22 protein-coding genes are annotated in these 22,177 nt (G+C 68.2%); 18 read left to right on the top strand and 4 right to left on the bottom strand.

The features are described 5' to 3' along the window. Nucleotides 1–139 precede the first annotated feature (139 nt). Both J2P76_RS18950 and J2P76_RS18945 read left to right on the top strand, forming a co-directional pair. Nucleotides 140–1,594 carry an N-acyl-D-amino-acid deacylase family protein gene (locus J2P76_RS18950; protein WP_207409404.1) on the top strand — a complete coding sequence of 485 codons (1,455 nt, stop codon included), beginning with the start codon at nucleotides 140–142 and terminating at the stop codon, nucleotides 1,592–1,594. A gap of 71 nt (nucleotides 1,595–1,665) precedes the next feature. Beyond that, nucleotides 1,666–2,226 carry a BON domain-containing protein gene (locus J2P76_RS18945; RefSeq protein WP_207409403.1) on the top strand — a complete coding sequence of 187 codons (561 nt, stop codon included), beginning with the start codon at nucleotides 1,666–1,668 and terminating at the stop codon, nucleotides 2,224–2,226. On the opposite strand, the gene J2P76_RS18940 is transcribed toward J2P76_RS18945, so the two are convergent. After that, nucleotides 2,223–2,687, bottom strand: a complete 465-nt coding sequence (locus J2P76_RS18940; protein WP_207409402.1) for a hypothetical protein — start codon at nucleotides 2,685–2,687, stop codon at nucleotides 2,223–2,225. The genes J2P76_RS18945 and J2P76_RS18940 overlap by 4 nt on opposite strands. Nucleotides 2,688–2,782: 95 nt before the next feature. Here J2P76_RS18940 and J2P76_RS18935 point away from each other — a divergent pair, with 95 nt between their 5' ends. Next, on the top strand, nucleotides 2,783–4,072 hold the full coding sequence (locus J2P76_RS18935; protein ID WP_207409401.1) for an NAD(P)H-binding protein: 1,290 nt from the start codon (nucleotides 2,783–2,785) through the stop codon (nucleotides 4,070–4,072). After that, entirely contained in the window at nucleotides 4,057–4,521 is a 465-nt protein-coding gene (locus J2P76_RS18930; RefSeq protein ID WP_207409400.1) for a DUF2269 family protein, read from the top strand. The genes J2P76_RS18935 and J2P76_RS18930 overlap by 16 nt, the downstream gene beginning before the upstream one ends. A gap of 8 nt (nucleotides 4,522–4,529) precedes the next feature. Here the strand turns inward: J2P76_RS18930 and J2P76_RS18925 are convergent, their stop codons facing one another. Together J2P76_RS18925 and J2P76_RS18920 are read right to left on the bottom strand one after the other, a co-directional pair. Further along, nucleotides 4,530–4,862 carry a four-helix bundle copper-binding protein gene (locus J2P76_RS18925; RefSeq protein WP_207409399.1) on the bottom strand — a complete coding sequence of 111 codons (333 nt, stop codon included), beginning with the start codon at nucleotides 4,860–4,862 and terminating at the stop codon, nucleotides 4,530–4,532. 110 nt (nucleotides 4,863–4,972) lie between these two features. After that, nucleotides 4,973–5,959, bottom strand: coding sequence for a DUF4105 domain-containing protein (locus tag J2P76_RS18920; RefSeq protein WP_207409398.1), 987 nt, complete (start codon nucleotides 5,957–5,959; stop codon nucleotides 4,973–4,975). 343 nt (nucleotides 5,960–6,302) lie between these two features. On the opposite strand from J2P76_RS18920, the gene tssA reads away from it, so the two are divergent. The 12 genes from tssA to tssH all read left to right on the top strand — a co-directional run bounded on the left by tssA (nucleotide 6,303) and on the right by tssH (nucleotide 18,730). Beyond that, the gene (gene tssA / locus J2P76_RS18915; protein WP_207409397.1) at nucleotides 6,303–7,349 is read left to right on the top strand and encodes a type VI secretion system protein TssA; all 1,047 of its coding nucleotides are present in this window, start codon (nucleotides 6,303–6,305) and stop codon (nucleotides 7,347–7,349) included. A gap of 43 nt (nucleotides 7,350–7,392) precedes the next feature. Further along, nucleotides 7,393–7,947: a type VI secretion system contractile sheath small subunit gene (gene tssB, locus J2P76_RS18910; RefSeq protein ID WP_012251006.1), complete on the top strand. Its 555-nt coding sequence runs from the start codon at nucleotides 7,393–7,395 to the stop codon at nucleotides 7,945–7,947. 18 nt (nucleotides 7,948–7,965) lie between these two features. Further along, complete coding sequence (gene tssC, locus J2P76_RS18905) at nucleotides 7,966–9,468, top strand: type VI secretion system contractile sheath large subunit (protein WP_207409396.1); 1,503 nt, start codon at nucleotides 7,966–7,968, stop codon at nucleotides 9,466–9,468. Nucleotides 9,469–9,521: 53 nt separating this feature from the next. Next, nucleotides 9,522–10,007: a type VI secretion system tube protein TssD gene (locus J2P76_RS18900; protein ID WP_207409395.1), complete on the top strand. Its 486-nt coding sequence runs from the start codon at nucleotides 9,522–9,524 to the stop codon at nucleotides 10,005–10,007. Between the two features lie 111 nt (nucleotides 10,008–10,118). After that, nucleotides 10,119–10,934, top strand: coding sequence for a type VI secretion system accessory protein TagJ (locus J2P76_RS18895; RefSeq protein WP_207409394.1), 816 nt, complete (start codon nucleotides 10,119–10,121; stop codon nucleotides 10,932–10,934). After that, nucleotides 10,934–11,494: a type VI secretion system baseplate subunit TssE gene (gene tssE, locus J2P76_RS18890; protein WP_207409393.1), complete on the top strand. Its 561-nt coding sequence runs from the start codon at nucleotides 10,934–10,936 to the stop codon at nucleotides 11,492–11,494. Before J2P76_RS18895 ends, tssE begins: the two co-directional genes overlap by 1 nt. Continuing rightward, nucleotides 11,494–13,398 carry a type VI secretion system baseplate subunit TssF gene (gene tssF / locus J2P76_RS18885; protein WP_207409392.1) on the top strand — a complete coding sequence of 635 codons (1,905 nt, stop codon included), beginning with the start codon at nucleotides 11,494–11,496 and terminating at the stop codon, nucleotides 13,396–13,398. Before tssE ends, tssF begins: the two co-directional genes overlap by 1 nt. Nucleotides 13,399–13,442: 44 nt before the next feature. After that, nucleotides 13,443–14,102, top strand: a complete 660-nt coding sequence (locus J2P76_RS18880) for a DUF3540 domain-containing protein (protein ID WP_207409391.1) — start codon at nucleotides 13,443–13,445, stop codon at nucleotides 14,100–14,102. Nucleotides 14,103–14,104: 2 nt separating this feature from the next. After that, a complete protein-coding gene (tssG, locus tag J2P76_RS18875; RefSeq protein WP_431603428.1) occupies nucleotides 14,105–15,247 on the top strand; it encodes a type VI secretion system baseplate subunit TssG in 1,143 nt (380 codons plus the stop codon). Continuing rightward, the gene (locus J2P76_RS18870) at nucleotides 15,244–15,645 is read left to right on the top strand and encodes a DUF2778 domain-containing protein (RefSeq protein WP_207409390.1); all 402 of its coding nucleotides are present in this window, start codon (nucleotides 15,244–15,246) and stop codon (nucleotides 15,643–15,645) included. The genes tssG and J2P76_RS18870 overlap by 4 nt, the downstream gene beginning before the upstream one ends. After that, the gene (locus J2P76_RS18865) at nucleotides 15,635–16,021 is read left to right on the top strand and encodes a DUF2195 family protein (protein ID WP_242697615.1); all 387 of its coding nucleotides are present in this window, start codon (nucleotides 15,635–15,637) and stop codon (nucleotides 16,019–16,021) included. Before J2P76_RS18870 ends, J2P76_RS18865 begins: the two co-directional genes overlap by 11 nt. Nucleotides 16,022–16,054: 33 nt before the next feature. Then, the gene (gene tssH, locus J2P76_RS18860) at nucleotides 16,055–18,730 is read left to right on the top strand and encodes a type VI secretion system ATPase TssH (RefSeq protein ID WP_207409389.1); all 2,676 of its coding nucleotides are present in this window, start codon (nucleotides 16,055–16,057) and stop codon (nucleotides 18,728–18,730) included. Nucleotides 18,731–18,748: 18 nt separating this feature from the next. On the opposite strand, the gene J2P76_RS23690 is transcribed toward tssH, so the two are convergent. Next, nucleotides 18,749–20,020: an FHA domain-containing protein gene (locus tag J2P76_RS23690; RefSeq protein ID WP_242697614.1), complete on the bottom strand. Its 1,272-nt coding sequence runs from the start codon at nucleotides 20,018–20,020 to the stop codon at nucleotides 18,749–18,751. Between the two features lie 230 nt (nucleotides 20,021–20,250). On the opposite strand from J2P76_RS23690, the gene tssJ reads away from it, so the two are divergent. Then, the gene (tssJ, locus tag J2P76_RS18850) at nucleotides 20,251–20,796 is read left to right on the top strand and encodes a type VI secretion system lipoprotein TssJ (protein WP_207409388.1); all 546 of its coding nucleotides are present in this window, start codon (nucleotides 20,251–20,253) and stop codon (nucleotides 20,794–20,796) included. A 46-nt stretch (nucleotides 20,797–20,842) separates the two neighbouring features. Continuing rightward, nucleotides 20,843–22,177 (top strand): type VI secretion system baseplate subunit TssK, encoded by a 1,335-nt coding sequence (tssK, locus tag J2P76_RS18845; protein WP_207409387.1) that lies wholly within the window; start codon nucleotides 20,843–20,845, stop codon nucleotides 22,175–22,177.

Here is a 22,177-nt window from a genome sequence, read left to right as displayed (position 1 = left end):
CTCCGTGCATCAGGTGGGTGAACCGGCCGCGCACGCAAGCGGCATGCCCGGCGGGGCAGCGCCGCGGCGGCCGTACACTTGGGCATTGCCCGGCGCCGCGCCCCGGCCGCCGCCCCGCATTCCACAGACAAGGCCCATCATGCAGCCCATTTACGACGTTTTGATCCGCCATGCCGAGATCGTCGACGGCACCGGCGCGGCGCGCTTCGACGGCGACATCGGCATCAACGGCGACCGTGTCGTGCGCCTGGGCGACCTGGGCGGCGCGCGCGGCCGCCAGGAAATCGACGCCCGCGGGCTGGTGGCCGCGCCCGGCTTTATCGACGCCCACACGCACGACGACCGCGTCATGCTGTCGGCCGGCGACATGGCGCCCAAGGTCAGCCAGGGCGTTACCACGGTAATCGGCGGCAATTGCGGCATTTCGCTGGCGCCCATGCCCCAGCCGGCGCCCGCCGCCATGACGCCGCCGCTGGATCTGCTGGACAGCACCGGCCAGTGGTCCCGCTACGCGCGCTTCGGCGATTATCTGCAGGCATTGCGGGCGCAGCCGGCCGCCACCAACTGCGCCATGCTGGTGGGCCATTCCACGCTGCGGGTAATCACCATGGATGACTTGTCGCGCCCGGCCACGGCCGGCGAGGCGGCCGCCATGCGCGGCCATGTGGACGAGGCCATGGAAGCGGGCGCCATCGGCGTGTCCACCGGCCTGGCGTACGCGCCGGCCATGGCGGCTTCCACGGAAGAGATCATCGATGTCTGCCGCCCGCTGGCCGGGCATGGCGGGCTGTACTGCACGCACATGCGCGACGAGGGCGACGAGATCATGGCATCGCTGGAAGAAACCTTCCGCATCGGCCGCGAGCTTGGCGTGCCGGTGGTGATCTCGCACCACAAGCTGGCCGGGGTGAACAATTACGGGCGGTCGGTGCAGACGCTGCAGCGCATCCGCGCGGCAATGGCGCGGCAGCCGGTGTGCCTGGACTGCTATCCGTATGCCGCGTCGTCCACCATCCTGACCCATGCGCGGGCGGCGGGATCGTCGCGCACCATCGTGACCTGGTCCAAGAGCCTGCCGCAGTATGCGGGCCGCGACCTGGACGATATCGCGCGCGAGCTGGGGGCCACGCTGGAAGACGCGGTGGCCCGCCTGCTGCCGGCCGGCGCCATTTATTTCCGCATGGACGACGCCGATGTGCAGCGCATCCTGCAGTTCGACGACACCATGATCGGTTCGGACGGCCTGCCGCACGATGAACAGCCGCATCCGCGCCTGTGGGGAACCTTCCCGCGCGTGCTGGGCCACTATGGCCGGGGCCTGGGGCTGTTTTCGCTGGAAAAGGCCGTGCACAAGATGAGCGGCCTGACCGCCGCGCGCTTCGGGCTGGCCGATCGCGGCGTGCTGCGCGAAGGCGCTTTTGCCGACCTGGCGATCTTCAATGCCGAAACCGTGGCCGAGGCCGCCACCTTCGACAGGCCGGTGGCGCCGTCGATCGGCATTGACACGGTGCTGGTCAATGGCGCCATCGTGTGGCGCGGCGGCCAGGCCAGCGGCGCGCGGCCGGGGCGGGTATTGCGGCGCCAGGCGGCATAGCGCGCGGGCGGCGTGCCGGCGGGCACGCCAATTGCGGGGCGCAGGTATTGTCATGACAATGAGGCCCCATCATGCGCTATCGCCTGAATGACCTGCCCGACGAGCCGCCCCGGCGGCGCAACTACGACCGCAACTCCAATTCGGGCTATCCGGGGGGCGGCCAGACCTACAGCCAGGAACGCGACCCCTACGGACGCCGCTACGACGACCCGGTCGCCGGCGAGCGCGCCCGCCGCGAGACGCGCGACACGTATTCCCGGCCCGACAGTTGGAAGAACGATCCCCAGTGGCGGGGCGGGGGAGTGGGCCAGGGCGACTACCCCGGGCGTTCGGGGCTGAGTTTTCCGTACCAGAGCCAGCCGCGCATGCCGGTGTATCCCAAGGGATATGTGCGTTCGGACGAATATATCCAGGACGATCTGTGCGAACGGCTGAGCCGCAGCGGCCTCGACGTCGGGGATGTGTCGGTGGCGGTGGCCGGCGGCAAAGTCGTGCTGGCCGGCAATGTGCCTTCGCGCTGGATCAAGCATGCCGTGGAAGACGCGGCCAGCGACACGCGCGGCGTCACCCAGGTCGAGAACCAGATTCGCGTGGGTCCGGCCGCGTCGCGGGCGGCCGGCCCGGATTCTTAAGAGCGCCGCGCCAGGTGCGTGAGCGCCAGGCCGATGCCGAAGGCGGCATAGACCACGGCAAGTGACCGGCCCGACAGCCGGCGCTCGAAGCCCGGCGTCAGGCGCCGCGGCGTGGCCTTCAGGTCCACCAGGCAGGCCGTGGCGGCCACGCCCAGCCCCGCCGCGCAAGGATGCCAGCCCGGGCTGTCGCGGCGGCGCTTGTGCAGCAGGACCTCGTAGGCAAGGGCCCAGAAGATCGACATCGAATGGTGAATGACATACCCGGTGACGGTGTAGCGCAGCGAGGGGCGCTGTTGGCGCAGGGCCGTGTCGCGCCACAGCCAGTGGCTGATGGCGTTGACAGGCGCGAAAGCGCTGTGGCAATCGCGTGCGCCGCAGCCGGCCAGCGTCAGGGTGGACAGGACGCTGGCCGTGCTGCCCGACATGATGGCCCGCGCCGCGATGCGCGCGATGAGGCTCATGCGGTTCCCCGGTGGTTTTGCCAGCTTTCAGCATGCATGGCGGGCCGGCGCGGGGGTGTAACGGTTGGTGCGAGATTGCTTCGGAGGCGTGGCCGATGAGCATATTGGTGCTGGGCGCCACGGGTTTTCTGGGCCGGCACGTGGTGCGGGCCCTGGCGCACACCGGCCACGATGTGGTGGCGGGTGTGCGGGCGACGCCGGCCAGGCGCGAACCCGGCATTGCATACCGCAGCGTCGATTTCAATCAGGCGGGTGATCCGCGCGACTGGCTGCCCTTGCTGCAAGGCATCGATGTAGTGATCAATACGGTGGGGATTTTTCGCGAGTCGCGCGGCGAACGGTTCAGCCAGTTGCATGAAAAAGCGCCGCGGGCATTGTTTTCGGCCTGCCGCCAGGCCGGGGTGCGGCGCGTGATCCAGGTGTCGGCCCTGGGCGCCGATGCGGGGGCCCGCAGCGCCTATTATTTGAGCAAGCGCGCCGCCGATGACTACCTGCTGGCCTTGCCCATGGATGCGGTGGTGGCGCAGCCGTCGCTGGTGTACGGGCCGGGGGGAACCAGCGCGGCGCTGTTCGGCATGCTGGCGACGCTGCCATGGATCCCCGCGCCGGATCTGGGCGCGGCGCGATTGCAGCCCATACACATCGATGACGTGGCCGCGGCGATCGTGGCGCTGGTCGACGCGCCGCGTCCGCCCGGGCCGCGCATCGCCCTGGTGGGGCCGCGCGCCTTGTCGTGGCGGGATTTCCTGGCGCGCTTGCGCGGGGCATTGGGCCTGCGGGGCCGCGGCCGCTTTGTTCCGGTGCCGCGCGGCGTCGCCGCCATCCTGGCGCGCATGGGCGATTGGCGGCGCGAGGCTTTGCTGGACACGGCGGCCTGGCGCATGCTGCGGCGAGGCAACAGCGCCGACGTGGAGCCGCTGCGCGCGCTGCTGGGCCGCATGCCGCGCGAGGTGGATCAGTTCGTGGCGTCCGACGATGCGCCGGCGCAGCGCATGCAGGCCCAGCTGCGCTGGCTGCTGCCGGTCGCGCGGGCAAGCCTGGCGGTTTTGTGGGTCGTTACCGGCGTGGTGTCCCTGGGCGTTTACCCGCTGCAGTCCAGCTATGCCCTGCTGCAGCGGGCGGGGGTTCCGCAGGCGTTGCAGCCGCTGGCGTTGTACGGCGCCGCGCTGCTGGATATCGCCCTGGGCCTGCTGGCGCTGGCGCCGCGCCGCATGCCTTGGCTGTGGGCGGCGCAGGCGGGATTGATGCTGGGCTACACGGCCATTGTTTCGTGGCGGCTGCCGGAATTCTGGCTGCATCCCTACGGGCCGATATTGAAGAACCTGCCGCTGCTGGCGCTGCTGTGGGTGCTATATGAACTGGAGCGGCCATGGAATACGCGATAGCGAAATGGCTGCACGTGCTGTCGTCCACGGTGCTGTTCGGCACCGGCATCGGCAGCGCCTATTATTTTCTGGTCGCCACGCTCGGGCGCGATGCGCGCACCGTGGCCGCTGTGGCAGGCTATGTGGTGACGGCCGATTGGCTGTTCACTGCGACGACGGCGGCGGCCCAGCCCCTGACGGGGTATTGGATGATGCATGTGGCCGGCATCGGCATGGATGCGGGCTGGCTGCGCTGGTCGGTGTATTTGTACATTGTGGCGATCGCGTGCTGGCTGCCGGTGGTGTGGCTGCAGATCCGCCTGCGCGACCTGGCCCGCCAGGCCGCCGCCGGCGGCCTGGCGCTGCCGGCCGGCTACTGGCGATATTTCCGTGCCTGGTTCGGCCTGGGCGTGGCGGCGTTTCTGGCGTTCCTGGCCATTTTCTATCTGATGACGGTCAAGCCCGCCTGACGCGGGCCTTATCCCGCTATCCGTTCGCACGCATCGGCGCAGCGCCGGCACGCGGCGGCGCATTCGTCCATGCCGTCCAGCGCGTCGCAGCTATCGGCGCATTGCCGGCATATCGACGCGCAGTCGGCGCAAATGTGCTGATGATGGGGCACGCCGATCAGCATGAAATGCGCGGCCGTGCGGCAGCTTTCCGAGCAGGCCATCATCAGGCGGAAGTGGGCGGGATCGACGTGCGGACCGCCCTGTTCCAGGCAATGGCTCATGGCCATGCCCAGGCAGGCCTGGTAGCAGTTCAGGCATTCGTCGATGCAGATCTGTAGTTGGGGGGAACGAGGCGTCATGGCGGTGGGCTCCTGCCGGGTGGTTTGGGGGCAGGGACACGCAGCAAGCCGCATGCCGCCGGAAGCGGAGCGCCTGGCAGCCTTCGGGAGCCAGGCGTCTGCAACACCGGCTACAGGTCTTCGATGCCCGGCACGCCGGCGCGGATGCGCCGCGAGAACGGCAGAGGGGATGCGGTGTCGCGGGCGCGTTCGGTGTAGCGCCCGCGCCGGCGGTATTCCTGCAGGCTGCCGGCGCCGCGCAGCGCGCCCAGGTCGTACAGGTATTCGGGCAGGTAGCCCGAGGCCAGCAGGCGGTAGTCCAGCGGCAGCCCGGCCACGATGCGGTTGACCATGCGGTAGACCAGGGTGGTGCAGTTGGCGGTCAGCGTGTTGTAGAAGCGCGGCCGTTCGGTCAGCCGGTTGGCCTGGTTGATGTATTCGGCGAACAGGGCTCGCATGTCGTCGGGGGCCATCTGCACGCGGTACAAGTAGCCGTCTTCGTGGCGGACATTGGTGCGCACTTGCAGGATGTCGCGTTCGTCGGCCGCCACGATGCTCAGTTCGTACTGGCGGAAGAAGCCGCCGATTTCCGAGAACCGGTCGTTCTTCCGGCGACGGATTTCCACTGAAAAGACCAGGTAGTCGCCGTCGGCGAAGCCGAACGACACCAGGGTGTGGGCGATGGCGGTGTGCGACCAGTACGACAGCGCCAGGTCAACAGAACGGATGGCCGCCAGGCTGTATTGCCGCGTTTCCCAGCGTGCGTCGAAATCCTGCGGGCCGCGCCACTGGAAATTGCGCACGTTGTGCAGCGTGGCGGTGTCGCCCATGACCTGCCCCTGCAGCAGGCGGGCCACGCTGGGTTCCCAGTCGCGATGCTGCGAGGGCCGCAGCGTCAGCCACCACGCGGCCAACGCGGCGGCGGGGCCGGCAAACAGCAGGGCGCCTGCCCAGCGGCCCATGCCGACCAGCACGCACGCGGCCAGCGCGACCAGTACCCAAATGACGATCAGCGCATAGGTAAAGGGGACGCCTGCCGGCCGCCGTACCCACAGGGCCAGCGCGCCCCAGCCGGCCGCTGCAACAGCAAAGAGAACAAAGCCCGCCTGGACCGCCACATGCGCTCCCGAGTCATGGTCAGCCGCATGCTAGCAATAGCGTAACCGTCCGGTCTACAGACTTTATATATAAGGGCGGCCCGCCTGGCGCGCCGCGGCGGGATGCCGCCCAGGCCTGGCCAGGGGCGGTCGCCACCGGCCGATATTGTTTCAAATTCTCAATTTACTAGTGCACGAAATGTGCATTTTTTTTCGTATTTGTTAATGAAACGTAAGAAAAAACAGTAGCTGTTAAGCGTCACCGGAATTAATACAAGCTCTGCCTAGAATTCGGGTTTCTGCGGCAGTTACGCGAAGATAGGCTGTTTTAGGCTCCGGGTTATCCCGGATATGACCGATCACCATGGAATTTGCCGATATCCTGACCGCGCTGGATCCTCGTCTGCCTTGTGGAGAAGACCTGGAATATGACGCCGAGTTCCTGCAATTGCAGCAGGCGGCAGTCGAGCGCAGCGAACAGCAGTTCGGCTCGACCATTATTCCGGCCCAGCCCCCCGACTGGCGCGAAGTTGAAAAACTGTCGCGCGGCCTGCTTGAACGCACGCGCGATGTGCGCATCATGGGATACCTGACCCAGGCCTGGACCGAAGTGCGCGGCCTGCCAGGCTATGCCGATGGCCTGACTCTGGTGGCCGATACGCTCGAGCGCTACTGGGATGCGGTGCATCCCCGCCTGGATAGCGTGGGCGACAACGATCCCATGCCGCGCATCAATGCGCTGGCATCGCTGGGCGACCTGGCCGGCTGCGCGCGCAGCGCCCGTTCGAGCCGCCTGGTCAACGGCGTGCACGGACAATTGTCATTGCGCGATGCCGAGTCCGTGCTGGACGGCAGCCGTTCCGATCCCGACTTTTATCCTGGCGGGCGCGCTCGCCTGGTCGAACATCTGCGCCAGGCTTCGCTGCAGCAAGACGCCGATCTGTCTGGCTTGATGACCGCGATGCAGGCCCTGCGCCGCATCCAGGGCCAGGTGGCCGACAAGCTGGGCCAGGAATGGGTGCCGGATTACGCGGGCATCCTGCGCACGCTGGACGTGGTGGCGCAGGCCCTGGGCGATAGTGGCCCCGCCGCGCCGGTAGAAGAAATTGTTGGGGACGCAGCATCCACGGCCCCCGCGGCGGCGGCGCCGGCGCCCAGCGCGCCCGCTTCCGCGGTGCGCTGGCAGGATGCGCAGATCCAGTCGCGCGAAGAGGCGGCCGCCATGCTGGCCAAGGTATGCGCGTACTTCGAGGTGAACGAGCCCAGCCATCCGGCACCGTATCTGATCCGCCGGGCGCAGCAGCTGATAGCAATGAGTTTCCACGACATCATGAAGAATCTGGCGCCGCAGGGCCTCGAGCAGTTCGAGACCTGGCTGCCCAGGGACCCCAACGGCGGCCCTGGCGCTTGAGACGCCCGAATATTCGCACCAATTTCAGGATAGGAGAGCACACATGGCAACGACACTGAAGGGCAGCGGACAAAAGTTCATTGCACGCAACCGCGCGCCGCGCGTGCAGATTGAATACGACGTGGAAATCTACGGCGCGGAACGCAAGATCCAGCTGCCGTTTGTCATGGGCGTGCTGGCCGACCTGGCGGGCAAGTCGGTGGAGCCCCAGCCCGATGTGGCCGAGCGCAAGTTCCTGGACATCGATATCGACAACTTCGACGAGCGCATGAAGTCGATCCAGCCGCGGGCCGCCTTCCAGGTACCCAACACGCTGACCGGCGAGGGCAATCTGAACGTCGACATCACCTTCGAAAGCATCGACGATTTCTCGCCCGCCACGGTGGCGCGCAAGGTCGGCGCGCTGAACGAGCTGCTGGATGCCCGCACGCAGCTGGCCAACCTGCTGACCTACATGGACGGCAAGACCGGCGCCGAGGAATTGATCGGCAAGGTGCTGAAGAACCCGGCGCTGATGAACGCGCTGGCGGCCGCGCCCAATCCGGATGCGGCCGCGCCCAAGGCGGACGAGCCCGAAGCCGATCCGGCCGCGAAGTAAACCATAACGGAGATCGCGATGACTGCTGTGGCTAAACGCGCGGATGCCCGCACTGCCGAAACACTGGAAGCGGACGGCCTGTCCGCCCTGCTGAAGAAAGAATTCAAGCCCAAGACCGAACAGGCGCGCGAAGCGGTGGAGCACGCCGTGCGCACGCTGGCGCACCAGGCGCTGGAAAACAGCGGCGTGGCCGTGTCGGCCGACGCCTACCGGACCATCCAGGCGATCATCGCCGAGATCGACCGCAAGCTGTCGGACCAGATCAACCTGGTCATGCACCACGCCGACTTCCAGCAGCTGGAAGGCGCCTGGCGCGGCCTGCACTACCTGGTGACCAACACGGAAACCGACGAGCTGCTGAAGATCCGCGTGATGTGCATCTCGAAGAAAGAGCTGGGCCGCACGCTCAAGCGCCACAAGGGCGTGGGCTGGGACCAGAGCCCCATCTTCAAGCGCGTGTACGAAGAAGAGTACGGCCAGTTCGGCGGCGAGCCCATCGGCTGCCTGGTGGGCGATTACCACTTCGACCACAGCCCGCCCGATGTGGAACTGCTGAGCGAGATCGCGCGCATTTCGGCGGCCGCGCACTGCCCCTTCATTGCGGGGGCGTCGCCCAACGTGATGCAGATGGATTCGTGGCAGGAACTGGCCAACCCGCGCGACCTGACCAAGATTTTCACCAATACCGAATACGCCGCCTGGCGCAGCCTGCGCGAATCGGAAGATTCGCGCTACATCGGCCTGGCCATGCCGCGCTTCCTGGCGCGCCTGCCGTACGGCGCGCGCACCAACCCGGTCGACGAGTTCGACTTCGAGGAAGACACCGACGGCGCCAACCATGACCGCTACGCCTGGGCCAATTCGGCCTATGCGATGGCGGCCAACATCAACCGTTCGTTCAAGCTGTATGGCTGGTGCACGTCGATCCGCGGCGTGGAATCGGGCGGCGCGGTGGAAAACCTGCCGTGCCACACGTTCCCCACCGATGACGGCGGGGTGGACATGAAGTGCCCTACCGAAATCGCCATCAGCGACCGGCGCGAGGCCGAACTGGCCAAGAACGGCTTCATGCCGCTGGTGCACCGCAAGAATTCCGACTTCGCGGCATTCATCGGCGCGCAGTCGCTGCAGAAACCGCATGAATACTACGACGCCGATGCTTCGGCCAACGCCAAGCTGTCGGCGCGCCTGCCGTACCTGTTCGCCTGCTGCCGCTTCGCGCATTACCTGAAGTGCATCGTGCGCGACAAGATCGGCTCGTTCCGCGAGCGCGACGACATGGAACGCTGGCTGAACGACTGGATCATGAATTACGTGGACGGCGATCCGGTCAACTCGTCACAGGAAACCAAGGCCCGCAAACCGCTGGCCGCAGCCGAGGTGCAGGTGCAGGAAATCGAGGACAACCCCGGCTATTACTCCGCCAAGTTTTTCTTGCGGCCGCACTACCAGCTCGAAGGGCTGACGGTGTCGCTGCGCCTTGTGTCCAAGCTTCCGTCGCTCAAGAAGAACGACGGTTGATGGACATTTTTTCAGGGCACGTCGTGCCGTGACCGCAACTTAGGGAGAGAGAAGTGGCTGTTGACATGTTCATGAAGATCGACGGGGCCAATGGCGAGTCGAAAGATTCCAACCACAAAAACTGGAGCGACATCGTTTCGTTCTCGTGGGGCGCCACCCAACCCGGCAACATGGCCAGCGGTGGCGGCCTGGGCGCCGGCAAGGCCAGCTTCAACGACCTGCACGTCGTTGCGCGCATCGACAAGGCGGCTCCGGCTGTCATGAAGCACTGCGCCAGCGGCAAGCACCTCGGCAAAGTCGAACTGTCGGTGTGCAAGGCCGGCGGCCAGCAGGTCGAATACACGAAGATCACGCTGGAAGACGTGCTGGTGTCGTCGGTGCAGCTGTCGGGCGAGCTGAATTCGGAATCCGTGGTGGTGAACTACGCGTTCCAGGCCGCCAAGATCAAGCAGCAATACTGGGAGCAGACGGAGCAGGGCGGCAAGGGCGCGGAAAGCCTGGTCGCCTGGGATATCAAGCAGAACGCGGAAGTGGGCTAAGGCGATTCGCTGGTCTTCTCTCCGGACGGCGCGCGGCTCCGGGGGCCTGTTCACACTGCAGGCGCCCAGGGCCGCACGCCGGCTTTTCGTTTCTTTCCGCGGTGCCTTGTCATGACCAAACCCGCAGTTGCGCTGCGCGAAAGCAGCTTGTCCCAGCACCTGGACGCGATCCAGGGGCAGATACGCCGCCAGCCGGCCGATGCCGACCTGCGCGCGCAGTTGTTCCAGCTGATGGCCGTGCAGGGAGACTGGAACCGCGCATCCGAACAATTGAAGCTGTGCGCGCAGCTGAATGCGCAGGCGCAGCCCATGGCCGTTGTCTACGAGCAGGCCATCGCCGCCGAGCGCCAGCGCGAAAGCGTGCTGGGCGGGCAGGGCGAGCCGGCATATTTCGGCGCGCCGCCCGACTGGTTTGCCGACCTGGTGCAGGCGCTGCGCCTGGACGCCGGCGACCCGCGGCAGGCCGCCGGGTTGCGCGCCCGCGCCTACGAGGCCGCGCAGGCGCAGGCCGGGCGCCTGGAACGGGCCGACGATGCGGCGCCGGCAGCGTTCGAATGGATCAGCGATGGCGACAGCCGGCTGGGGCCGGTGTTCGAGTTCATTCTGGGCGGCCGCTATGGCTGGCTGCCGTTCAGCGCCTTGCGCAGCGTGCGCCTGCTGGCCCCCGAAGGGCTGAGCGACGTGGTGTGGGCGCAGGCGGAAATCACGCTGGACGACGGGCGCACCCAGCATGGGCTGGTGCCGGCCCGCTATCCCGCGCCGGCCGGCCAGGCGCTGGCCGAGCTGGCCGACGTGGTCAAGCTGGGCCGCATGACCGACTGGCAGCCGCTGCATGGCGACATGTACGCGGGCGTCGGCCAGAAAATGTGGGTGACCGACCAGGACGAGTACGCGCTGCTGGATGTGCGCGGGGTGGAGATGGGCTGATGGCGCAATCGGATACGGCCAGCCTGCGTCCCTGGGAGCAATTGCCGCGCAGCGAGCGCGTGGCGCGGGACCGCCTGCAGCCGTCGCTGCTGGACCGCTTGATGGACAACGATCCGTCCAAGCGCCAGGAAACCCGCGAATCGTCCATGCTGACCCATGCCGAGCTGCGCCTGGCGGTGCTGCGCGACCTGCGCTGGCTGCTCAACACAGTGAACCTGCAGACTACCGACGACCTGTCGCCGTACCGCTGCGTGCCCGATTCCACGCTGAATTTCGGCGTGCGGGCGATGGCGGGCAAGCGCATGTCGGAGATCGACTGGGTCGATGTCGAAGATTCCATCCGCAACGCCATCGCCTCGTTCGAGCCGCGCATCCTGGATTCGTCGGTAGAAGTGCGCTGCGTGACCGACACCGGCACGCTGGAGCACCACAACGTGCTCAGCCTCGAGATCAAGGGCATGCTGTGGTGCGTGCCCCACCCCATGGAATTCCTGTTCCGCACCGACATCGACCTGGAAAGCGGCCACATGGACCTGCGCGACCTCGGGGGGCTTTCCTGATGGACGCGCGCCTGCTCGACTACTACAACCGCGAGCTGGTGTACATGCGCGAGATGGGCGCGGAGTTCGCCCAGATGTACCCCAAGGTGGCGGGCCGCCTGGGCATGCACGGCACCGAGGTGGCCGACCCGTACGTCGAGCGCCTGCTGGAAGGGTTCAGTTTCCTGACCGCGCGCATCCATCTGAAGATGGACGCGGAATTTCCCCGCTTCTCGCAGCGCCTGCTGGAAGTGGTGTACCCGAATTATCTTGCGCCCACACCGGCCATGGCGGTGGTGCAGTTTGCGCCCAGCATGAACGAGGGCACGCTGGCGCGCGGTTTCGACCTGCCGCGCGGCACCCTGTTGCGCGGCCGGGTGCCGCGCGGCGAGCAGACGCCCTGCGAATTCATGACCGGGCATGCGGTGCGGCTGTGGCCGCTGCGCGTGACGCAGGCCGAGTTCACCGGCACCCCGCCCGACCTGCCGCTGACCCGCCTGGGCCTGGGCGGGCGCAACGGCCGCGTGCTCAGCGCGCTGCGCATGCGCATCGAGGTGTGCGGCGGCGTGCGGCTGGAAGACATGGACCTGGACCAGCTGGTGTTCCACCTGGCCGGCCAGGACCTGCAGATGCAGCGCCTGCTGGAAATCATCATGGGCCACACGGTGGCCGTGCTGGGCCACGACAGCGCCCGGCCGGTGACCTGGATCAACAAGCTGCCGCCGGCCAGCGTGCGCCATGAAGGCTTTGACGACGAGCAGGCGCTGTTGCCGGCCGATCCGCGCGTGTTCCAGGGCTACCGCCTGCTGCAGGAATATTTCGCGTTTCCGCGCCGCTACCTGTTCTTCAGCCTGAATGACCTGAAGCGCGGGCTGCGCACGCCGCCCCTGGCGGGCGCCGAACGCCGCGAGACACGCTCGTTCGACCTGACGATGCTGTTCTCGGTTGCGGCGCCTGAACTGGAGGGCGCGATCGCCGCCGAGCACCTGGCGCTGCATTGCGCGCCGGTGATCAACCTGTTCCCCAAGCGCGCCGACCGCATCGCGGTGACGCCGCGCACCAATGAATACCACGTGGTGGTCGACCGCACACGGCCGCTGGACTACGAAGTGTTCAGTGTGACGCGGGTGCTGGGACATGCCTCGGCCGAGCGTCCCGAGCAGGAATTCCGCTCGTTCTACGGCACCCTGGGCAGCGATCCGGACGACTACGGCGCCTACTATTCGCTGCGCCGCGAGCCGCGGCTGCTGTCGGACCATGCCCAGCGCAACGGCACCCGCACCGGCTATACCGGCAGCGAGTCGTTCGTGTCGCTGGTCGACCGCCACGAAGCGCCATTCTCGGGCCATCTGCGCCACTTGACGCTGGAAACGCTGTGCACCAACCGCGACCTGGCGATGCTGCTGCCGCTGGGCACCGAAACCGATTTCACGCTGCGCGTGTCGGCGCCGGTGGGCGCGGTGAAAGTGCTGCACGGCCCCACGCGGCCGCACACGGCGCTGGCCGAAAACGCCGCCACCTGGCACCTGATCAGCCACCTGGGGCTGAATTACCTGAGCCTGATCGACCTGGACGCCGAGCAGGGCGCCCAGACGCTGCGCGAGATGCTGCACGTGTACGGCAACCTGGCCGACCCGGTGGTGCGCAAGCACATTGCGGGCGTGCGCCACGTGCTTGCCGAACCCATGCACCACCGCCTGCCGGTGCCGGGCCCCATTGTGTATGGGCGGGGCGTGCGCATCGGGCTGCAGGTCGATGAAACCGCATTTTCGGGCATCAGCCCGTATCTGTTCGGCGCCGTGCTCGAGCAGTTTTTTGCGCGCCATGTGTCATTGAACATGATGTCGGAATTGGTGTTGTCCACGTTGCAGCGCGGAGAAATCGCCCGCTGGAAGCCCCGTATGGGGGCCCGGCCCGCCGTCTAGGGTTAACCGGCCCACGGGGCCGACAGATTGAAAGGAATCGTGCCATGAAAAGCGCCGCGGCAAAACGCCAATATCCTGTCTACGATCCGGTGCACCTGATCGGCACCGTCACGCGCCGCGAAGAGGACGGCAGTTTCGCCGTCGATTGCGACGGCCGCGCCTGGCACGCCCGCCAGGCCGCCAGCTGCCTGCTGGTGCCGCAGCCGGGCGACCAGGTGCTGATCAGCGGTCCGGACGCCGCGCGCGTGTACCTGATCGCCGTGATCGAGCAGGCCGACCCGGGCCGCGCGCAGCTCGAGACCGCGGGCGATGTGGTGCTGCGCTCGCGCTCGGGCAGCGTTGCGCTGGAAAGCGCGCAGGCGGTGCGGCTGGCCGGACAGCAGGCGGTCAGCATCGACACGGCATCGCTGAAGGTGCAGGCCGAGGATGCGCACTGCGTGACCGGGCAGATGAAATACCTGGGCGCCGAAGTGGCCGCCACGATCGGCACGACGCGCCTGGTCGGCAAGGTGTACGAGGCCGTGATGGACCGCCTGTCGTTCCTGTCGCGCGTGAGCTTCCGCGCGGCCGAAGAGGTCGAGCACGTGCGCGCCGGCTCGCTGGATTACCGGGCCGACAAGACCGCCCGCGTGCACGCTTCGTACACCATGGTTACCGGCGAGAACCTGGTGAAGGTCGACGCCAAGCAGATTCACATGGGGTAAAGGTGGCCAGCCTAGCGACCGAGCCGGAACAGGCCGCGCCCGATACCGGGCAGGCGCGGCAGCAAGCCGCCGCGTCCACGCCCGGCGCCGGGCCGTCGGGCCTGCCGGCGGAGTTCTGGCGCGCGCTGGAAAAAGAACCCTACGCCTACGATCTGTTCAATACGCTGCGCTGGATCGACGCGCGCGCCGGCGCGCGCCTGCCGCTGGGCCGCGACACGGTGGCGCGCAACGAGCCGGTGCGCATGCGGCAGGAGCCGTCGATGGCTTTCGCGCCATCGACCCTGGCCTCGGCGCGCCCGGCGCGGGCGAGGCGGGCGCCGGAATTGTCCATCTACAGTTTCGGGCTGTTCGGACCGAACGGTCCGCTGCCGCTGCACTTGACCGAATATGCGCGCGAGCGCATGCATCATTATGGCGACAAGACCCTGTCCGCGTTCGCCGATGTGTTCCACCATCGCCTGATCCTGCTGTTCTACCGGGCCTGGGCCGACGCGCAGAGCACGGTCAGCCTGGACCGCAAGGAAGAGCGCTTTACCCGCTACGTGGCCAGCCTGCTGCACATGGGCATGCCGTCGATGCTCAGGCGCGACACGGTCATGGACCATGCCAAGTTCTTCATGGCCGGGCACCTGGTGCGGCAGACGCGCAACCCGGAAGGCCTGAAGCAGATCCTGCAGAGTTTTTTTTCGGTGCCCGTGCGCATCGCCGAATTCGTGCCCCAGTGGATACGCCTGGAGCCGTCGCAGCGGCTGGGGCTGGGCAGCAGCCTGGGCCTGGGGAAAGACACCATCCTGGGCACGGCGGTGCGCGATGCCCAGCACAAGTTCCGTATCGAGCTCGGCCCGCTGGGCCGCGCCGATTACGCCAGTTTCCTGCCCGGAGGGCGGCGCGCGCGGCAGCTGACGCATTGGGTGCGCGACTACATCGGCGTAGAGCTGGCGTGGGATGTGCGGCCGGTGCTCAAGCGCCAGGACGTGCGCGGCGTCAAGCTGGGCGCGGCCCAGCCGCTGGGCCTGTCGTCGTGGCTGGGCAAGCGCCGGCCCGCGCAGGGCGATGCGCGCGACCTGCTGCTGGACTACGAAGGCCGCGACCGCGCCGCGCGCCGGGCGGCAACCCCAATGCAACCACAGGAGGTGACCACGTGACCCATGACATGATCTATGACGGCCAATTGCTGCGCTGGCCCGGCCATGGCAGCTTCCACGCCACCAGCGGACTGCCGGGATTCCAGGCGCCGGGTGAGTCGGGCACGCTGGAAAGCGGGCCGGCGCCAGGCTTGTACAAGGTCTGCCTGGCCGAGCAGGGCGGCAGCGCCAGCCTGGAGCCGGCTGACGCCGCCACCCGCAATCGCTGCGCGACGGTGCGTGGCGGCTTTTCCCTGCGCGGTTCCGGCAAGGGCTACAGCCACGGCAGCATTGAAGTGGACGGCCGCATTTTCCCGCTGCTGCGCACCTATGCGCGCGGCAAGCGCCAGGCCGCGATGATCATCAAGGTCGAGTATGCGGGCGGCCGCGCCGCCGGCGGAGAAGCGCTTGCCGAATAATTTCCCGCGCGTGGCGGGCGCGCTGGCGGCCATGGCATGCGCCGCGGCGGCGCATGCGTCCGGCTCGCTGAAGGTCGACAACGCGCTGGCCGCGTGCGTGGACGTGCGGCCGGGCATGCGCGCCACCACCGACGGGCAGGTGCTGCTGCAGGCCGGCCTGGACGTCAGGCAGCCGATTGGCCGCTGCGGCTGCAAATCGGCCATCGCTGCCTATACGTCGCAGGTCGAGCTGGACGGCGGGCGCCGCGGCTTTCTGCAGCGCGGGGCGCTGGGCGTCAAGCAGTCGGGCGCGCGCACCCTGACGCTGGCCAGCGACGAGAAGCTGCTGGGCGACCGCAATGTGGTGCTGTCGCTGCGCTGCGCCGCGCCCGATTGAATCCTTTTTCCTGACGCTGAGCACAACAACTATATGTCCGATATCGGCCGCCTTGATCTCTTCGGCAAACTCAATCCGCTGCTGTACCAGGCGCTGGAAGGCGCCACCTCGTTCTGCAAGCTGCGCGGCAACCCGTATGTCGAGCTGGTGCACTGGATACACCAGATCGTGCACACCCAGGACAGCGACCTGCACCGCATCGCGCGCCGTTTCGACCTGGACATGGGCGTGCTGCAGGCGGACCTGACCGGCGCGCTGGACCAGCTGCCGCGCGGCGCGGGCTCGGTGTCCGATCTGTCGGAGCATATCGACCACGCGGTCGAGCGGGCCTGGGTGCTGGGCTCGCTGCGCTACGGCGCCGGGCGCATCCGCGGCGGGCACCTGATGGCCGGGCTGGTCAAGACGTACGCCCTGCGCAACGTGCTGCTGGGCATGTCCGACCAGTTTTCGCGCGTGGTGCCCGATGTGCTGCTGGAGCAGCTGGACGATATTGTGCGGGGGTCGCCGGAAGATGCCACGGCCCAGCCGGTCGAGGCCGGGCCGGGCGGCGCCGCGCCTGCCGAGGGCGGCTCGGCGCTGGCCAGGTATGCCGTCGACCTGACCGCGCGGGCGCGCGCCGGCGAGATCGATCCGGTGTCGGGCCGCGATGAAGAGATCCGCCAGATCGTCGATATCCTGATGCGGCGGCGCCAGAACAACCCGCTGCTGGCCGGCGAGGCCGGGGTGGGCAAGACCGCGGTGGTCGAGGGCCTGGCGCTGCGCCTGGCCAGCGGCGACGTGCCGCCGCCGCTGCGCGAGGTGTCGCTGTACCTGCTGGACATCGGGCTGCTGCAGGCGGGCGCCGGCGTGAAGGGCGAATTCGAGCAGCGCCTGCGCGGCGTCATCGACGAGGTGCAGGCCAGCCCCAGCCCCATCGTGCTGTTCATCGACGAGATCCATACCCTGGTGGGGGCGGGCGGCGCGGCGGGCACGGGCGATGCGGCCAACCTGCTCAAGCCCGCGCTGGCGCGCGGACAGCTGCGCACCATCGGCGCCACCACCTGGTCCGAGTACAAGAAATACATCGAGAAAGACCCGGCGCTGACACGGCGCTTCCAGGTCGTGCAGATCCACGAGCCGGCCGAGCCGCGCGCGCTGGGCATGCTGCGCGGCCTGGCGGCCACCCTGGAGGCGCACCACCAGGTGCTGCTGCTGGATGAAGCGATCGAGGCGGCGGTGTCGCTGTCGCACCGCTATATTCCGGCGCGGCAATTGCCCGACAAGGCCGTCGCCCTGCTGGACACGGCCTGCGCGCGCGTGGCGGTCAGCCAGCACGCGGTGCCGGCGGCGCTGGAAGACGCGCGCCGGCGCATCGAAGCGCTGGAGATCGAGCAGCGCATCGCGGCGCGCGAGGCGCGCCTGGGCGCGGGCGCCGAAGACCGCGTGGCGCGGGTGGCCGACGATCTGGCCCAGGCGCGCATGCAGGAAGCCGCGCTGGCCGAACGCTGGGAGTCCGAGCGCGCGCTGGCGGCCCGGGTGTTCGAGTTGCGCCGCGCGCTGGACCAGGACGCGGCGCCGGCCGCGGAGACGGATGCCGACGCGGGCGCCGATGCCGCCGCCGCCCCCGCTGCCGCGCGCGATCCGGCCCGGCTGCGCGCCGAGCTGGCGCAGGCGCAGGACGAGCTGGCGCAGCGCCAGGGCGAGGCCGCGCTGATCTACCCCGCGGTGGACGCGGCCGCGGTGGCGTCGGTGGTGGCCGACTGGACTGGCATCCCGGTGGGCCGCATGGTGCGCGACGAAGCCCAGTCGGTGCTGCGCCTGGCGGACACGCTGGAGCAGCGCGTCATTGGCCAGCGCCACGGGCTGGAAGCCATTGCGCGGCGCATCCAGACGTCGCGCGCCCGGCTGACCGATCCCAGCAAGCCGGTGGGCGTGTTCCTGCTGTGCGGCCCCAGCGGCGTGGGCAAGACCGAAACGGCGCTGGCGCTGGCCGAGGCCCTGTACGGCGGCGAGCAGAACCTGATCGCCATCAACATGAGCGAATTTCAAGAATCGCACACCGTGTCCACCCTGAAGGGCGCGCCGCCCGGGTATGTGGGCTACGGCGAGGGCGGCGTGCTGACCGAGGCCGTGCGGCGCCGGCCATACAGCGTGGTGCTGCTCGACGAGGTCGAGAAGGCCCACGCCGATGTGCACGAGATTTTCTTCCAGGTGTTCGACAAGGGCTGGATGGAAGACGGCGAGGGCCGTTATATCGACTTCCGCAACACCATCATCATCTTGACGTCGAATGTGGGCACCGACCTGATCGCCAGCCTGTGCCGCGATCCGGCCCTGATGCCCGATGCCGACGGCCTGGCGGCGGCGCTGCGCGAGCCCTTGCTGAAAGCGTTTCCCGCGGCCTTGCTGGGGCGGCTGGTGGCGGTGCCCTATATGCCGCTGTCCGACGAGATGCTGGCGCGCATCGTGGACCTGCAGTTCGAACGCGTGCGCCAGCGGCTGCACGACAACCATGGCATCGCGCTGAGCGTCAGCCCCGAGGCCACGGCCCTGGTGGTGGCGCGCTGCACCGAGGTCGAATCGGGCGGGCGCATGGTCGACGCCATCTTGACCAACACGGTGCTGCCGCAGATTAGCCGCGAGCTGTTGACCGCGTCGATGGAGGGGCGCGAAGTGCGCGCGGTGGCGCTGGAAGCCGCCGAAGGCGACTTCCGCTATCGGTACGAATAGGCCGGGCGGGCCGCGCGGCTATTTGTGCGGCGGCTTGCCGGAGTCAGTGTCTGGCGCGTCCTGCGGCCGCACGCGAGCGGGCCGCAGGTAGCCGCCGTACTCGCGCAGATGGTCGCGCGCGGCGCGGGCATCGTCATCGCGCGGCCGCGGGCTGAGCGTGTCGGTGACCGGGTCCGACCGGTGCGGGTCGAGCGGGTCGTGCGAGGGCAGCGTCGAGGGCGTCTGGTCCGAAAAGACGCTGTTGGCGTCGTCGGCGTCGGGATTGCCCAGCATGTCCAGCGGATCGCGCAAGGGGCCGCGCACGTTGGCGTCGCCGCGCGGCAGCTGGCGCAGCGGGTCTTCCGGGTTGCGCGTCTGGGCGGACTCGAGGTCGAACGGATGCGCCGAGACGTCGGGCACGCTGCCCACCGGCAGGGTGCCGGGGCCGAACAGGTCGCTGAATACGTCGGCCGGGTTCGACTGCGGCGCCTGCGGTTCGGCGGCCCGGGGCGGATCCAGGTCGCCGAACGGCGCGTCGAACTGCGCCGGGGCGGACGGGAATGCCGCGGCCGCCGCGGGGGTGTCGGGCGCCGCGCTGAAGCCGCCGTGGGCTGGCTCGGTGTCGGGCATCCGGGCCGCGGGTTGCGGCGCGGCGGGGGGCTGGCCGGCGGAGGTGGGATCGAGTTCGGTGTCTGACACCCTTCGGGAGTCAGACACCTGGGGGGCGGGGGCTGGCGCGGATGCGGCAGGCGCTGGTGCGGATGCAGGCGTCGCCATGGGTTCAGGCGCCGCCGCGGGTTCAGGCGCTACTGGGGTTTCAGGCGCCGGCGCGGCGGGTGCGGAGGAGGCGGATTGATGGATAGTGTGCGTGTCGGGGGGCATGAGGTCCACGCCCTCGAGCAGCGGGCTGTCGAGCAGCGGGTCGGGCTCGGGCGGCGCCGCCTGCGCGGCGGCTGCCGCCGCTGCGCCCGCGGCCAGCGTGGCGGCCGCCACGGGCGCGGCCGGATCTTCGGCCCTGAGCGTGTATGGGCCGATGGCGAGCTCGTCGCCCGGCGCCAGCGGCACTTCCTGGTCGCGCGTGATGGCGCGGCCGTTGACGCTGACGCTGCCCATGCCGCTGAGGTTGACCAGGTAGCAGGCGCCGTCGCTGATGCGCAGCGCCGCCTGGACACGGCAGATGCCGCGTTCGCTGTCCGGCAGGGCCAGGTGATTGTCGGCCGAGCGTCCCAGGGTGCCGCCGGGGGCCTGGAATACCGCCGACAGCGGGGCGAAGCCCGGATCGTCGCGGCGTGGCAGTACGGTGAGTCTCATGCTGGAAATCTCCGGTGCATCGCGCGCATGAATGCGGAAGCGAACGCCCCGATGATAGCCATCGTTGCTGACGGAAATGATTTCCGGGAGTTAGGAAAATATATCCAGGCGCGAGAAATCCCGGCAGGTTCCGTAACAGTGGTAACTATTTCTGTATTTGCACGACAGTTTCTTGTTTTTCCCTTGTCATACACGCTTTCTCCATAATCCCAGGGGGCATTCCGCGAATTATGGTGTTCCGCAAGACCGCTATTTCTATTCTGAGAGGGCTTTGCGCAAGCCTTGCCGCCCTGGCGCTGTTGGCAGGATGTTCTTCCACCGCCCGGCAGGTGCCCGTCCCTTACGCCATCGAGCTGACCGTCGATCCGCAGGTCAACCCGGACGTGCACGGCCGCCCGTCGCCCGTGCAGATCACGGTTTATGAGCTGCGCTCATCCAGCGCCTTCGAGTCGCGCGATTTCTTCTCGCTGCAATCCGATCCGCAGGCCGCGCTGGGCAAAGAGCTGATCAACACCGACCAGGCCATCCTGCGGCCGGGCGAAACCAAGACGCTCAAGTACACCGGCAGCGCCGAAGCGCGCATGGTGGGCATCGTGGCCGCTTACCGCGACCTCGAGAAAAGCCATTGGCGGCTGGTCGTGCCGCTGCCCGAAGCGCAGAACACCAATATTTATAAGGTATGGCAGTTCTCGCCCAACGAAGAAACGATCAAGGTGTCGGTCAAGGACAACGGCCTGGCCGTTACCGACCGGGACCGTTCCTGGTGGCCGTTCTAGGCGCCGGCCGGCAGAGCCGCCCCGCAACTTCATTGCAAGCATAGCCATGGCAGAGAAGAGCAAAGTCGTATGGTCCGAAGGGATGTTCCTGCGTCCCCAGCATTTCCAGCAGTTCGAGCGCTATCTTGAGGGGCTGCTGCAGCAGCGCGCCGCTTCGCTGCACGGTTTTTTCTGGGGGTTCAGCCACCTGGCCCTGGACCGCGACGCGCTGGCGGTGGGCAAGCTGGTGCTCACGCAGGCGAGCGGCGTGCTGCCCGACGGCACGCCGTTCGAGTTTTCGCATCCCGACGATGCGCCCGAGGCGCTGGAGGTGCCCGAGCAGGCCCAGGACGTGCGCGTCATGCTGGCGCTGCCGCGCATCCGGCCCGGCGCCACCGACGTGCAGTATGAAGACGAAGCCGATTCGCTGGCGCGCTACCTGGTGCAAGAGGCCGAGGTCGAGGATTCCGGATCGATCGGGCTGGAGCCGGCCCTGCTGCAGCTGGGCCGCCTGCGCCTGCGGCTGATGCTCGAGACCGACCTGGGCGACGAATGGCTGGGACTGGGCGTGGTGCGGGTGATCGAGCGCCGCGCGGACAACCGCGTCGTGCTGGACGACCGCTATATCGCTCCGTGGCTGGCGGCCGGCGCGCACCCCCTGCTGCTGGGTTTCGCGCAGGAACTGTACGGCCTGCTGAACGCGCGCAGCGAAGCCCTGGCCACGCGCCTGTCGCAGCCGGGGCGCGGCGGCGTGTCGGAAGTCTCGGACTTCATGCTGCTGGAAACGGTCAACCGCTATATCGGCGCGCTGTGGCATGCGCGCCAGGCCGAGTGGCTGCATCCCGAACGCCTGTTCCACGACTGGCTGATGCTGGCCTGCGACCTGGCCACGTACACGGCGGCCTCGCGCCGCCCCGAGGTGCTGCCCGAATACCAGCACGACGACCTGCAGGCCACGTTCGAGATGCTGATGAACGAGCTGCGCCGCTCGCTGTCGGCGGTGCTGGAACAGCACGCGCTGCAGATCCCGCTGCAGGACCGCGGGCAGGGCGTGCGGGTGGCGCAGATTCCCGACCTGGAACTGCTGCGTACCGCGGGCTTCGTGCTGGCGGTGCATGCCGACATGCCGTCGGACACGGTGCGTTCGCGCTTTCCCGCGCAGGTCAAGATCGGCCCGGTCGAGCGCATACGCGACCTGGTGCATCTGCAGCTGCCCGGCGTGACGGTGCGCGTGCTGCCCGTGGCGCCGCGGCAGATTCCGTACAGCGCCGGCCACGTGTATTTTGAACTCGACAAGGGCGGGGATTTCTGGAAACAGCTGGAGCGCACGGGCGCGCTGGCGTTGCACCTGGCCGGTGAATTCCCCGGACTGTCCATGGAATTCTGGGCCTTGCGCGACTAG

It is taken from the genome of Bordetella petrii, assembly GCF_017356245.1.
Classification (GTDB): Bacteria; Pseudomonadota; Gammaproteobacteria; order Burkholderiales; family Burkholderiaceae_B; genus Bordetella_A; species Bordetella_A petrii_D.
The sequence above is the reverse complement of the archived record's forward strand: the minus strand, read 5'-3'. Positions and strand labels throughout refer to the sequence as shown.